This is a genomic window from Winogradskyella sp. HB-48, assembly GCF_049942685.1.
Lineage (GTDB): Bacteria > Bacteroidota > Bacteroidia > Flavobacteriales > Flavobacteriaceae > Winogradskyella.
The window spans coordinates 2,297,129-2,310,597 of record NZ_CP187934.1; the positions used below are offsets into that span (position 1 = coordinate 2,297,129).

The 13,469-nt window shown below is 35.2% G+C and carries 9 protein-coding genes; 6 read left to right on the top strand and 3 right to left on the bottom strand.

The features are described from left to right. Positions 1 to 17: 17 nt before the first annotated feature. The gene (locus ACPX19_RS10365) at positions 18 to 713 is read right to left on the bottom strand and encodes a LytR/AlgR family response regulator transcription factor (protein WP_426429933.1); all 696 of its coding nucleotides are present in this window, start codon (positions 711 to 713) and stop codon (positions 18 to 20) included. Positions 714 to 915: 202 nt separating this feature from the next. Here ACPX19_RS10365 and rpsF point away from each other — a divergent pair, with 202 nt between their 5' ends. The 5 genes from rpsF to ACPX19_RS10390 all read left to right on the top strand — a co-directional run bounded on the left by rpsF (position 916) and on the right by ACPX19_RS10390 (position 3,446). Then, positions 916 to 1,254, top strand: coding sequence for a 30S ribosomal protein S6 (gene rpsF, locus ACPX19_RS10370; protein ID WP_426429934.1), 339 nt, complete (start codon positions 916 to 918; stop codon positions 1,252 to 1,254). Beyond that, positions 1,254 to 1,553 carry a 30S ribosomal protein S18 gene (rpsR, locus tag ACPX19_RS10375; RefSeq protein WP_426432453.1) on the top strand — a complete coding sequence of 100 codons (300 nt, stop codon included), beginning with the start codon at positions 1,254 to 1,256 and terminating at the stop codon, positions 1,551 to 1,553. Before rpsF ends, rpsR begins: the two co-directional genes overlap by 1 nt. Positions 1,554 to 1,565: 12 nt before the next feature. Then, a complete protein-coding gene (gene rplI, locus ACPX19_RS10380) occupies positions 1,566 to 2,027 on the top strand; it encodes a 50S ribosomal protein L9 (protein ID WP_426429935.1) in 462 nt (153 codons plus the stop codon). A gap of 67 nt (positions 2,028 to 2,094) precedes the next feature. Further along, a complete protein-coding gene (locus ACPX19_RS10385) occupies positions 2,095 to 2,967 on the top strand; it encodes a glycerophosphodiester phosphodiesterase family protein (RefSeq protein WP_426429936.1) in 873 nt (290 codons plus the stop codon). A gap of 5 nt (positions 2,968 to 2,972) precedes the next feature. Beyond that, positions 2,973 to 3,446 (top strand): DUF6495 family protein, encoded by a 474-nt coding sequence (locus ACPX19_RS10390; protein ID WP_426429937.1) that lies wholly within the window; start codon positions 2,973 to 2,975, stop codon positions 3,444 to 3,446. Between the two features lie 88 nt (positions 3,447 to 3,534). Here the strand turns inward: ACPX19_RS10390 and ACPX19_RS10395 are convergent, their stop codons facing one another. Further along, entirely contained in the window at positions 3,535 to 4,776 is a 1,242-nt protein-coding gene (locus ACPX19_RS10395; protein ID WP_426429938.1) for an ABC transporter permease, read from the bottom strand. Between the two features lie 133 nt (positions 4,777 to 4,909). Here ACPX19_RS10395 and hisS point away from each other — a divergent pair, with 133 nt between their 5' ends. Next, positions 4,910 to 6,565, top strand: coding sequence for a histidine--tRNA ligase (hisS, locus tag ACPX19_RS10400; protein ID WP_426429939.1), 1,656 nt, complete (start codon positions 4,910 to 4,912; stop codon positions 6,563 to 6,565). An 80-nt stretch (positions 6,566 to 6,645) separates the two neighbouring features. Here the strand turns inward: hisS and ACPX19_RS10405 are convergent, their stop codons facing one another. Continuing rightward, positions 6,646 to 13,266 carry a LamG-like jellyroll fold domain-containing protein gene (locus ACPX19_RS10405; protein ID WP_426429940.1) on the bottom strand — a complete coding sequence of 2,207 codons (6,621 nt, stop codon included), beginning with the start codon at positions 13,264 to 13,266 and terminating at the stop codon, positions 6,646 to 6,648. Between the last annotated feature and the right edge of the window lie 203 nt (positions 13,267 to 13,469).

Below are 13,469 nucleotides of genomic sequence, written 5' to 3' on the forward strand. Positions count from 1 at the left end.
CTGAAGGTGTAGTTGTTCTACATATTATTCAAAGCATCTACTAATTGCGTCTTCTTATTTCGACTCAAAGGAATCTCATAAGCGCCTACTTCAACATTTTTACTGTTAAAGCGATCAATTTTGTCTAAATTCACAATGTAGGATTTGTGAATTCTCAAAAACTTTCCGTCTGGCAATTCTTTTTCAAAAGCCTTCATTGTAGATAATACTACAAGACTATTTTCTTCTGTTACTACTTTTACGTAATCGCCTAAAGCTTCAATCCATTTAATATCCTTAATATAAACTTTACGCTTTTTAAGGTTACTCTTTACAAAGATGTGCTCACCATCAGTTTCGTTAAAGTCTAATTTTAACTTATGCTGCTCAATAGCTTTTTCTACAGCCGTGTTAAAACGCTCTTTGGTGATTGGTTTTTGAAGATAGTCGGTAGCATCGTAATTAAATGCTTTAAAAGCATATTCGGTTTTACCAGTAACAAAGATAATTTGGGGTTTGTTGTTAAGTACATCTAAGAGTTCAAAACCGTTTAATACAGGCATCTCTATATCTAGAAAGATAAGATCTACTTTATGCGTATTAAGACCGTTTTTTGTTTCTAACGCACTGCTGTACTCTGCAATAAGGTTAAGCGAGGAATGATTCTCGATTAACTTTACAATTGAGAGGCGCTGAATCGCAGAATCATCAACAACTACACAGTTTAAAGTCATAACATTAATAATTTATTAGGTTAAGATATCGACAATAGTACGATATTTTCGGTTAAAAAACAAATTTTACCGACAAACTGTAAAATTTAACATAATCTTTAGTGCAAAATTTGTTTAAAACTTTCAAATAAAAAACATTGTCAAAATTAGAAATAATGCTTATTTTTGCAGCCGTTTTAACAATAAACAAATATAATTTATTATGAATCATTATGAAACTGTTTTCATTTTAAATCCCGTTTTATCTGAAGATCAGATAAAGGAAACAGTAAAGAAGTATGAAGATTTCTTAACTGATAAAGGTGCTAAGATGATTGCTAAGGAAGATTGGGGCTTAAAAAAATTAGCGTATCCAATCCAAAACAAAAAGAGTGGTTTTTATCACTTATTTGAGTACCAAGTAGCTGGAGAAGCTATTGAGCCTTTAGAGTTAGAGTTTAGACGTGATGAGCGTTTTATGCGTTATTTAACTGTAAAATTAGACAAGCATGCTGTTGCTTGGGCTGAGAAGAGAAGACAAAGAAACAAACAAAAAGCTTAATTATGTCATCAATAGAACAACAAGCAAAAGGAAAAAAGGACGGTGAGATTAGATATCTTACACCTTTAAACATAGAAACACAAAAAAATAAGAAGTATTGTCGTTTTAAAAAGTCTGGTATTAAGTACATCGACTACAAAGATCCAGATTTCTTATTAAGCTTTGTTAACGAGCAAGGTAAATTGTTACCAAGACGTTTAACAGGAACTTCTTTAAAATATCAAAGAAAAGTATCTGTGGCAGTAAAAAGAGCTAGACACTTAGCATTAATGCCATATGTTGCTGATTTATTAAAATAAAATATCATAACAATGGAACTTATATTAAAACAAGACGTTGAGAATTTAGGATTTAAAGACGATATTGTAACAGTTAAGAACGGTTATGGTAGAAACTTTTTAATTCCACAAGGACACGCTATAATGGCTACACCGTCTGCTAAGAAAGTTTTAGCAGAGACTTTAAAGCAACGTGCTTATAAAGAAAAATCTATTATTGCTGAAGCAGAGAAAACAGCTGCAGCCTTAAAAGCATTAGAAGTTAAGATTACTGCTAAAGCTGGTACAGGTGCAACTGCTGGAGACAAATTATTTGGATCTATAACTAATATGGATTTAGCTGAAGCATTGAGAAACGAAGGTCACGAAATCGATAAGAAATACATTTTTATCAATGGTGGTAATATTAAGCGTTTAGGTCAATACGAAGCGGTTATTCGTTTACATAGAGAAGTGTCAGTTGATTTTTCTTTTGAAGTTATCGCTGAGGCTTAATAATTCTCAAATTAAAATAAATAAAAACCGTTTAGTGTCCTAAGCGGTTTTTTTATTCTTTAAATTTATGAAAAGACTTTTACTTTTTATTCTTGTTATAGGATTTGTTGGTTGTAAAAACTCTAAACCTGAAGGGCAGTCAGAGCAAGTACAAAAATCAAAACTCATTGAGCTTTTTAAGTCTACAAGATCTGACTATCCAAATATAAGTGTGCATCGTGGAGGAAAAGGTATAGAAAATTACCCGGAAAACTGCTTGGAAACCTTGAAATATGTAGGTGATAGTATTTCAGCAATTTTTGAAATTGATGTCGCCCAAACCAAAGATGGAAAGTTAGTCTTAATGCATGATAATTCTATAGATAGAACTACAACAGGAAGTGGTTTGCTAAAAACCCTTACTTATAATGAATTAAGTAGTTATAATCTGGTAGATGATTACGGAAACCAGACCAAATATAAAATTCCTTTATTTTCAGAGGTTCTAAAATGGAGTAGGGAAAACAATGTTATTTTAACAATAGATATAAAAAGAAGTGTCAGCCAAGAAGATGTTGTTAAGGTTATTAAAGCTGCTAATGCAAAAGATATCAGCATTATTATCACTTACGATATTGAGCAAGCAGAATCTGCATATAAGTTAGCACCAGACTTACTACTTTCGGTTTCGGCAAGAAACCATGAAGAATTTGATGGATTATTGAAAACAGAAATACCAACTGAAAATATGCTTGCTTTTACCGGTACACGTTTATCGGACAAATCTCTATATCAAAGACTACATAACGAGGATATAGTTTGTATTTTGGGTACATTGGGCAACTTAGATAAACAAGCAGAAGCAAGAGGTGATGAGTTATATCTACGATGGAAAAACCTTGGCGCTGATATTTTGGCAACGGATAGACCTTTTGAAGTAAATAAAGCAATAAACCACTAATTCTCATGAAATACGCACGATTAACAAAAGAACAGTTTGAAGAATTGCATCAGGAATTCATAAATTTTTTAGCAACGCAATCTATTACTGCTGATGAATGGGAAGACATTAAAAAAAATAAGCCAGAGGCGGCAGAGCAGGAGTTAGACGTATTCAGTGATTTGGTTTGGTATGGTGTATTGAGTAAAGTAGAATACTTAGAGCATATTTCAGCAAACCAGATACATTTGTTTAAGTGTAGGGATAAGGATATGCACCTTATAGCACTTAAATTAAAAGAAGATAAGACAGATTTAACTACAAAAGAAGGATTTCAATGGCTTAGAGATAATTTATTGTCTGAGGATATTGAGTTTTTCAATGCGAAAAAGGAGTATTCAGATGATAAGTATGAGGATATTTTTAAGTTAATTCAGCAAGGTGCTAACATTACCAAAGGAGAATTGTTTCAGTATTTTGAGAAGTTAATAGGACAGTAGCTGGTAATTGGTAGTCAGTAGCCGGTTTTCAGTGTTTAGTAAAATTGGGTATGTTATTGAAAAAATTACTTACACCTTACACCTTTTTTTACTCATACCTCAAAGACTCAATAGGATCTAACTTAGCGGCTTTTGTAGCAGGATATAGTCCTGAAATAATCGCTACAACAAAGGCAATACTGGTAGCCCAAATCATAGCTACCCAAGGAGTTGAAAATTCTAGTTGAAAACCAGAGGCTACTCCCCAACCAATAAGTATACCTAAGATGATGCCTAATATACCTCCAAGTTGGCCAATGATGATGGTTTCCATAAAAAACTGAAAAGCAATGGTGCTTCGTTTAGCGCCTAATGCTTTACGAACTCCAATTTCTCTGGTACGTTCACTTACTGATACTAACATGATGTTCATTAGCGCTATTGTAGAGCCAAAAATAGTAATGATGCTAATTATCCAAGCCGCGATATATAAGGTATTTGTATTGTCTGCTACTCGATTTAATAGGTCGTCACTGCGTTCAATACCAAAGTTGTTTTCTTCCATAGGGTTTAATCCGCGCACATTTCTAAAGGTAATTATAGCATCGTCTTGTGCACCTTCTAGCATGTCGGTTTTATCAACTTTTACACTAAGGGTGTAGTTAATATTAGGGTTTGTAAAGATAGATCTTGCTTTCTGTATTGGCATAATAACCCTCAAATCTTGATTATTGCCAAACGTAGAGCCTTTCTCTTTTAAAACACCAATAACTTTAAATTTAGAGCCTCTAACGCTTATAGTTTTGTCAATAGGGTTTTCATCAGGAAATAACGCCTTTCGTAAATCGCTACCGATAACACAAACTGAATTGTTGTTTTCTATATCTGCATAGTTTAATGAACGACCATTTTCTATTTCCAACCCAGAATTTTCAATATAATATTCATTAGAACCTATGATAGCTACTTCAGGATCGGTTTTTTTATTTTCGTATTTTACCTCTGAAGCTCCAGATCCATAGAAAGATACCGCAACTTTGGTATATGGGTAATCATAAGTATCAATAAAATCCTTAACGTTTCTGTAGCTAATTATTGGGTTTACCTTTTGACGTTCTCTACTGCTTTGGCGTTGCGCTCTAAACTCGTAACGTTGAAAATTAAAGGTATTGGCACCCATTGATGAAAAATTACTGGAAATCGTATTCTCTAAAGCCGAAACACCGCTTAATATACCTACTAAGGCCATTATACCAATAGCGATGATTAAAACCGTTAAAATAGTACGAAGTAACTGGCTTTTTATAGAACCAAAAGCAATTTTTACATTCTCTCTAGCTAATGAAAACATAGTTGTGTCTAAAGTTAGTTGGATTGTTTAAAACCATAAGACGCCCCAAACACCATAAAGTTACTATAAATTTAAAATTACTTGAGTTTGCCTCTAAAAATTATAATATTTTTGTGACAAATTAAACGATAACATGGCGCAAAAACCAAGTATTCCTAAAGGTACCAGAGATTTTAATGCAGTAGAGGTTGCAAAACGTTCTTATATAATGAATATTATAAAGGAGCAATTTGAACTATACGGATTTCAACCGATTGAAACACCTAGCTTTGAAAACTCGGAAACCTTAATGGGTAAATATGGTGATGAAGGAGACCGCTTGATTTTTAAGATTTTAGATAGTGGTGATTATTTGAATGAATTGGTTAATAGTATTAATTCTTATGTATTAAATAGTGGTTTGATACTACAAAAATATTGTAGGGATAAGTCTAATTTCCCATCTTTAGAAATAATTAATAATGAACTAAAATTTGAATTTCTGAAAGCTTCCAAGGATGCCAAGAAATATTTAACCAGTAAAAATATTAGTATTGATAAGTTTTCTAAAGATTTATTACCTATAATATTCAAAGTTTTCAAAAGTGTTGATATTGAGGACTTTGTTGTATTTTCAAGAGAAGACTTAGTCTTATGTTCTAATCAAATAGTTGGAGAATTTTTCAATTTCTTGAAACCAGAATTTTTAACTGGTTGGCTATCAGAAAAAGCCCTTCGTTACGACCTTACTGTGCCATTTGCACGTTACGTGGTACAACACCAAAATGAGATAGAGTTTCCGTTTAAACGCTACCAAATACAACCGGTTTGGCGTGCAGACCGTCCGCAAAAAGGACGTTTTAGAGAGTTTTACCAATGTGATGCGGATGTTGTTGGTTCAACATCGTTGTTTCAAGAGGTTGAGTTTGTACAATTGTACGATGCTGTATTTACTGCTCTCGATTTGAAAGGGGTTACCATAAAAATAAACAATCGTAAAATTTTATCTGGTATTGCTGAGGTTATTGGAGCACAAGATAAGTTGATAGATTTTACTGTTGCATTAGATAAGCTCGACAAAATAGGTGAGGAGAAGGTGAAAGAAGAAATGCGTAGCAAAAGCGTTTCAGAAGAAGGCATTTCTAAACTTCAACCTTTATTTAATATGTCAGGTAGTTTTGGTTCTCAAATAGGACAATTAAAGTCTATATTGAGTACTTCAGATATAGGTCTTAAAGGAGTTGAAGAATTAGAGTTTATAGAACAAGCCATATTTAAGCTTGGCTTAAAAACAGCAAACCTTCAATTAGATGTTACGCTCGCTAGAGGACTTAATTATTATACAGGTGCTATTTTTGAGGTTGCTGCACCAAAAGGTGTAAAAATGGGCTCTATTGGTGGAGGTGGCCGTTATGATGATTTAACCAGCATCTTCGGTAAACCAGATACCAGTGGTGTAGGCATTAGCTTTGGATTGGATAGAATCTATTTGGTTTTGGAGGAATTGAATTTATTCCCTGATACCATAGCAGACGCTACTAAGGTCTTGTTTATCAATTTCGGTGAAAAAGAAGCTATGGCTTGTTTACAAGCGATGACACAATTACGACAGCATGGTGTAAAATCAGAGTTATATCCTGACGATGCAAAAATGAAAAAGCAAATGACGCATGCCGATAGACGAAACATTCCTTATGTAGTTTTAGTAGGCGAGGAGGAGTTAAACTCTAACACATACACTCTGAAAAATATGAAAACAGGTGAGCAACAAAAATTAAAGCTTGAAGAACTGTTATCTATACTGCAGTAAAACAACAATCATATATAATGAAAAAGCCCTGAATTATTCAGGGCTTTTTCGTGGTTAAGATTTAAGATTTGGGGCAAAAATTACTTTACTAAAACTTTCTTAGTCGATACTGAACCGCTTACAGTATATAACTTAATTACATAAGTTCCAGTACTTAAATTCTTAACATCATATTCAGAGTAACCGCTCTCTGAAATACTTTCAATTTTGTGGACAGATTGTCCGAGCATATTAAATAGTTCTATAGATTTTACGTCTATAAGGCTAGGATTTATTAATACGATTTTCTCTTTATCATTAGAGTATAGTACATCTAAACTATTAATGTTTTCATCATCAATTCCGAGTGAACCAGCCATAATTTTAAAGGTGATTTCAAAACGATCTAAATACTCACCTTCGGTAAGGAAAATTTCGTAATCGCTTACTCTTAAATCATGGAATGTGCTTAATGCTTTATCATGTAGATAAATATTTACAGCATCTGGTACATTTTCTAAGGCATTAATAGTAAAGCTGTTGATACCATCCACACTAGTTTTAACACCAAGTGGATAGACTGTATTTAAATTAGCATTATCATTAGCTTGAATGATGAACTTTTCATCTCCAATCATCCAGAACATGTCATCTGTTTGGTCTTCGTTTAAGTGTGCATCCAAAGCCCAATCAACACCCTCTGTTGCACTTTCATCAATTGTTAATAAAAGCTCTCTCTGTAAATGCATGGTATTACTTGCTCTATAACCAATTCTAAACTTCATTCTTTCATCAATAGCATTGTAATTTTTTGCATCAGGTCCAGAAGTGTTAGTATTTCTCATGAATACAGATGAAGCTCCTCCTTCTTTTGCAAATGCACGTTGATCATTTTCGAAGTTTATAGTTCCATTACTAATTCCAGTAACGAAGAATCCTTGACTTACAGGCACATATCTACCAGGTGTTTTTGTACCTACACCAACCTGAGCTACGTCTGGGTCTGGTGCTGGTGCTGGTACACCACCCGAAAGGTTATAGATGGCATAACCACCTTGGTATTCTTGTAGGATGTGAGATCCTCCTCCCCAATGTTCCCAGAACAGAAGTGCTCCAGTAGTATTTGGATTGTCTAAGATGAATTCATCAGCGTCTAATGCAGACGCATAAGGGTTACCAACTAAATAATCATTACCACTGTTAATAGTTAAGCTAATATCGCCATTATTAGGTTTTCCTAAGAAGACGTAATTTTGATCATCTAAAATGCCGCCAGTATTTGGACCTTTCATAGTGAAACCTTCACCAGCAAATATTGTTCCTGTGCGTCTTACATGTTGCCATGCGGAGTAATTACCACTCGCTAGGTTAGCAAATTTCCAAATCCAGTAGTCGGCAATTCTTATAGGGTTTGTTGCCGCTCCATCATAGCCTGATCCGGAGAAATTAACAGGGTTGGTGTCATCAAACATTACATCTTGTACAGTGTAACGATAGTTATTGGTGGCTGTATCTATTGCACCAACTGGTGAAGACCAATAATTATAAGTATAGGTATCGGCAGTACCTTGTTGATCTTTTTCAACTTCTCCATTGGTGTCAACTAATAGGTCACTATCTGCTGTCTGGATTAACTGGGACTCACCTTCTAAGTCAATCTTACCCGTCAAACTTAGGTAGTGAGATACTGTAAGACCATTACCTGTATTGGTTGTATTGTCACCGCTTAGGGTTAACTCATTAGCATCAACATAAAGTCCGAGCACAGTTCTGTTTTCATTATTGCCAGAAGGCAATGCACTGTTATCCATGGTAACGTTATGAGATGTTCTAACAATATTCCAATCTACTGTTAGGGATGGATCAACTATTGAAGTTGAACCAGGTATATACTGCATACTTCCGTTAGTCCAGGTGGCATTGGTATCCCAATCACCATTTTGAGTTGACTCGTATGGTAGTGGAGCTGTTTGTCTATCTACAGTATCTAGATTTCTTAAAGCACCTTGATTGCCATTTCCTGAGGCATCATCTGTATTTGTATAGGTATATACAGACATAGGATAGTAACCTGCTAAATCGCTCCATGGTACCGCATCAATATCGTGCTTGGTAATAGAGGTCGGTAATACTTTACCCATTACTTGTCCAGCATTATCTTCAATTTCTTGATTCATTACAAATCTTAACTGGTCTTCTGTTAGAGCTGTATTCCAAATACGTACCTCATCAATATTTCCTTGGAAGTTTTGGGTTATAGTACCTTTACCAGCAGCAGCAATTAAGAAGGAATCATCCGTAGCTACAGGTGGTGTTCTGACCGCCTCCCTATTTAAAACTCCATCTATGTATAGATACACCGTTGTGCCATCATATATTGCAGCAACATGATGCCATTCTTCATCTGGAATTGTTACGTTAGAAATTAATGACTGTGTACCATCACCATTTACCCAATAAATCTGGATTCTATCAGCAGTAGAAATTCTAAAATCAAACCCTTGGGTAAAGATTGTTGGTCTTTTTGAAACAATGGATTTTGTACCACTATCAGCGGCATCACGCTTTATCCAAGCAGAAATTGTAAAGCCGGTAGGGTTTAAATCTAGAGCATCCTCCATGTCTATATAATCAACAGCACCATCAAAATATACTGAACGTTCTACTACAACTTGTGGTGCGTAGCCAAAGGTGATGTATTTTGTGCCATCAAAATCGTATTCTGTTTCTAAGTTGCCATTACCGTCAGAAGTCATTACTCTGTAATCTGCTGTTGGGTCAAAAACTCCAGTATTTGATATAAACATATAATAACTACCAGGTGGAGTAATATTACGTATGGCATCTTCTTGTATTCTAACTTTAACAGTAGGTATGTCTCCGCCACTTTCGACAACTTTCCAAACACGTTGCATAGCTGTAAAAGAAACATTTGTTGTTAATGCAGGTGAAATACCGGCACTCATATTAACGGTGATTGTTGATGCTGCGAGATTAAGATCAGCACCGTTACTACCCCACATTAAAAATTCTTTATCACCAAAGGATGTTGGATTAAGATTTTTGTTTTCTGAGTTGGTATCGTATATGTCCGTCAATCCCATTGTTATGACACCTTCAATTCTACCTGTACCATCAGTAGCATCATTAACACTTCTAGATTGCTTTTGGTTTAACTCGGATACATCATCTCTTCCTATACCGGCAATATCGTAGTTATACCCTGAATTAGCAGATTGATCCCAAATCACCGTGCCATCGCTATTAACATAATCTTGTGATGTTCCATTGACACCAAGAGTGATACCGTATTTAATAGCTAAGTAGGATTGAATTCTATTTCTAGCTTGTGTTAAATCGCCATCATTAGTGGTAGCTGAATAGGTAATTACTTCTGCAATACGACCATCAAAACTACCGTTCCAATATTGACTTCTTCCTAACCAATACTTAGTATTAGTTATAGATGAAAAGTCTGGTATGTCGTTAGAGATGTTTCCTATTGAGTTACCATTTAAAAACATATCTATTTCAGTAACTGTAGCATTATCTCTAATATTGATGATACCTATTTTGTTGTAATTATTGGTACCAGTTGCATCTGCTTTACCATAGCCAGGTCCACCAGAAGTACCACTTGTTACACCAATGCAATATGTAAAATATTCCCCAGCAAGTCTATTTGTGAATGCACCATAACCAAAACCAGTAACATCCTCAGTCTGTATGTTTGGCGCAGTAGGGTCAGAACTTGTAAATGTATCCAATGGTATCATTGATGTTGTAATTGTAGGGTCAGGTACTATAACCACAAACATATCGGTACTATTAAATCCACCTGTACCAGTTAGCTCATGTCTGCTGCCATCATTTATAATATATGTTAAATCCCTATTTGCTGTATTGTTATTGTTCTCGAAATCTATAACTGGATTAAAATTGAAATTACGAGTTGTATTATTTCTATAATATGGACTTAAACCACTTACCATAGCAGAAGCGTGATTTCCTTTGCCATTATCATACCATTCTGAAACTAAAGAACCATCAGAATTTTCATTGACTCCATCTACCATATCAGCTTTAAGCCAAAGATCTAAATTACTAGTTACACCACCAGGTGCTTCAGTTGGTGTACAATAGCTAACACCAGTTATAGTAATGTTGTCAACATAAACTTCATCATCATCTGCACTGGCATCACAACGGATTCTAAAACGAGATGTTGTAGCTGCAGGGAATGAATAATCAGAACTTTTTAGCGTTACAATTCTACCGTAAAATATAGGAGATGATGACGTTTCAAAATCAGCATTTTTATATACAATCTGACCACTTTCATAAGCTTGAACAGTGGTCCAAGAAGCACCATTATCATCACTATATTCAATCATAAAATCTTCAAACGTGGACTTGGTTGAGCCACTATATGTAGATTCCATACTGTTTGGTGCAAAGAAGAATTTAAAATCTACTTTGTCATAATTTGATAAATCGAATGCTGGTGAATCAAAAGATGATGCCGATCCGGTAGGGTCATCATCTCTAACGCGCAAGCTGTAGCTACCTCCATAAGACCATGTAGCGTTATTCACTCTACTAGCATCAACACCACCAGAAGTCCAACCATCTAGTCCAGATTCAAAATTGGCTGTATGCAATACTGTAGATCCACATGGAGGTGGTATTATACCATTTCCTTGTATGTTAAAGTTGTAAGGATTTTCATCTGAGTCGTTGTTAGCTATTGTTAAAGTTGCCGTTCTAAGGCCAACTGCACTAGGATTGAAAGTAATGGTAAAACTTGTACTGCTTCCAGCAGAAATAGCATTCGAAGGAATCGTAGTCACTGAGAAATCTGCTGCATGAGTACCAGAAATGGTAATGTAGGGTGATGAACCTGTTAAGTTTAATGTATTTACACCTCCTAAATTTTCAATGATAAATGAATTTGCTCTAGTGCCGCCAGCAATATCAACATTGCCAAAGTCGGTGCCATCTGCAAATTGTGGTGTTGTATCACCATCAATGATGTCATTAGAATTACCTGTAATATTTATTTCTTGTTGGGGAGATGCGCCGCTCACAGTTATTCCATAATCCTCAACTTCCCCATCAAAACCAGTTTCACAACTTGTTGGGTCAGAATTATATTTTGCTGATACTCTCATTCGTGTCGTTCCGATTGTAGCTCCTGCTGGAATATTAATTGTGAGAGGAGATAACGAAGTCGTTCCACTTGCAACATTTACAGCCGTACCTAAATCGTAAGACTCGCCTGGATCATTAAAGTCATAATCTTGGTTCCAATCTATCCAAGCATATGCGTGTATTGTGTAATTACCATCAGTGTTCACACTTACACTAAGTGTTTCAGTACCACCTTGGGTGACATTAGCAATATGTGTTGCTGTAAAATCTTCATAAGCATTGTCCTTTGCTGGACCATCAGAGTTGTTAATAGACTCAAAAGTTACATTGGTAACACCGGTTTGGTATGTTGTGTTACCATTGGAAGTACAATAGCTTGGTGCAGCAGTTAGGGCTGATAAGTCAACAATTTGAATTTCGTGCGATAATGCATTATTGTTTCTATGAGACCAATGAGCAGCTTGTGTTGTTGAATTAAGATAATAATTTCTCCAACCTCTACCATAAGCTGTACCACTACCTGTACTTGTCGATGACCCTACAATAAGAGCTTCGTTAATACTAGATAAACCAGCGGAAGCAATATTAATTGTTGTTTCACCTTGGGTAACTGAAGTGTTTTGAAATCTAGTAACGTTTAAATCTGGATGAGTCAATACATGGACAAAATGCCTATTTGTTCCATTAGAGCCGTAAGTTCCAGAAAACGTCCAATCTACAGTTTGATTGTTTGATCCAGGATTCATTACTGGCCAGTTATCTTCTATAGCTTGATTTGCTCCGTCGGTAGTATCTCCACGGTGGTGGCTAAAGATTACGGCTTGATTCCAAGCACTCACATTAGTAGCCGTTCCTGTCCCGTCAGAGTTGTTTCTTAAGGTAATACTACCTGTAATAGAACCTGTAGAACCCGAATCACCATGTAAAACCGTCCAATTACTACCAGTAAATTCTACAACAGTAACGTAAACGGTAACATTATTGGCGTTAGTCCCTTTCTGTACCCTTAGAGTTGTTGCGTTCTCTAAATACGCAATAGCGGTTCCAGAATCGGCGCCTGCCGAACTTTTATTTGTTACTATACCTGTTATAAAAGGGATACAATCATTGGCATTACTTATACCAGATAAGGCTTGAGTTACACTATTGGTTGTACCATTAAGGCTTACGGCATATCTACCTCTCACTATCATCTCATTATTGCCACCAGGAGCACCTATATACTCCCAAATAGAAGTATTAAACCTCATATTTGCTGCATTAGAACCTGCCTGTCTGTAATATGTTAAGGTGTTAGTATTGGTTAAGACTCTAGCACCAGAAAGATCATTTGCATTGAAATTTGCTGTTGATGTGTTTGGCCCTGCAGAGACTTTTCTATTGTTGTTAGCTAGCGCAAAAGCACTATTAGTTGATGATACGGCTGTAAAACTTGTGTTTGTTCCACCAGTATTTCCTATATCATCCTGTATATGCTGTACATTAAAGTCTTGTGCAGATATTAATGTAGTCAACATTAATAAACCTACGGTAAGTACATAACCTTTTAAGGTTAAAGTAGAAGTTTTCATAAGCGGTTAAATTTTAGTTTGGGACTAAATTTATATGCCAAACATATGGCAAATATCTTTTAAATGCAAAAATATTCGATGAAATGCATAATTTGTAAGAAAATTATATCAAAAAGTTTAATAAAACTTTTTGTTTCATAGCTTTTTTAGCTAAAAAAAGCCGAAGAGAAAATCTTCGGCTTTAATTTTTTAAGTTAAGAAGG

Coding starts and splice junctions, on each gene's coding strand:
- ACPX19_RS10395 (WP_426429938.1), bottom strand. CDS start 4,776: ATGTTTTCATTAGCTAGAGAGAATGTAAAAATTGCTTTTGGTTCTATA.
- ACPX19_RS10385 (WP_426429936.1), top strand. CDS start 2,095: ATGAAAAGACTTTTACTTTTTATTCTTGTTATAGGATTTGTTGGTTGT.
- rplI (WP_426429935.1), top strand. CDS start 1,566: ATGGAACTTATATTAAAACAAGACGTTGAGAATTTAGGATTTAAAGAC.
- hisS (WP_426429939.1), top strand. CDS start 4,910: ATGGCGCAAAAACCAAGTATTCCTAAAGGTACCAGAGATTTTAATGCA.
- ACPX19_RS10390 (WP_426429937.1), top strand. CDS start 2,973: ATGAAATACGCACGATTAACAAAAGAACAGTTTGAAGAATTGCATCAG.
- ACPX19_RS10405 (WP_426429940.1), bottom strand. CDS start 13,266: ATGAAAACTTCTACTTTAACCTTAAAAGGTTATGTACTTACCGTAGGT.
- ACPX19_RS10365 (WP_426429933.1), bottom strand. CDS start 713: ATGACTTTAAACTGTGTAGTTGTTGATGATTCTGCGATTCAGCGCCTC.
- rpsF (WP_426429934.1), top strand. CDS start 916: ATGAATCATTATGAAACTGTTTTCATTTTAAATCCCGTTTTATCTGAA.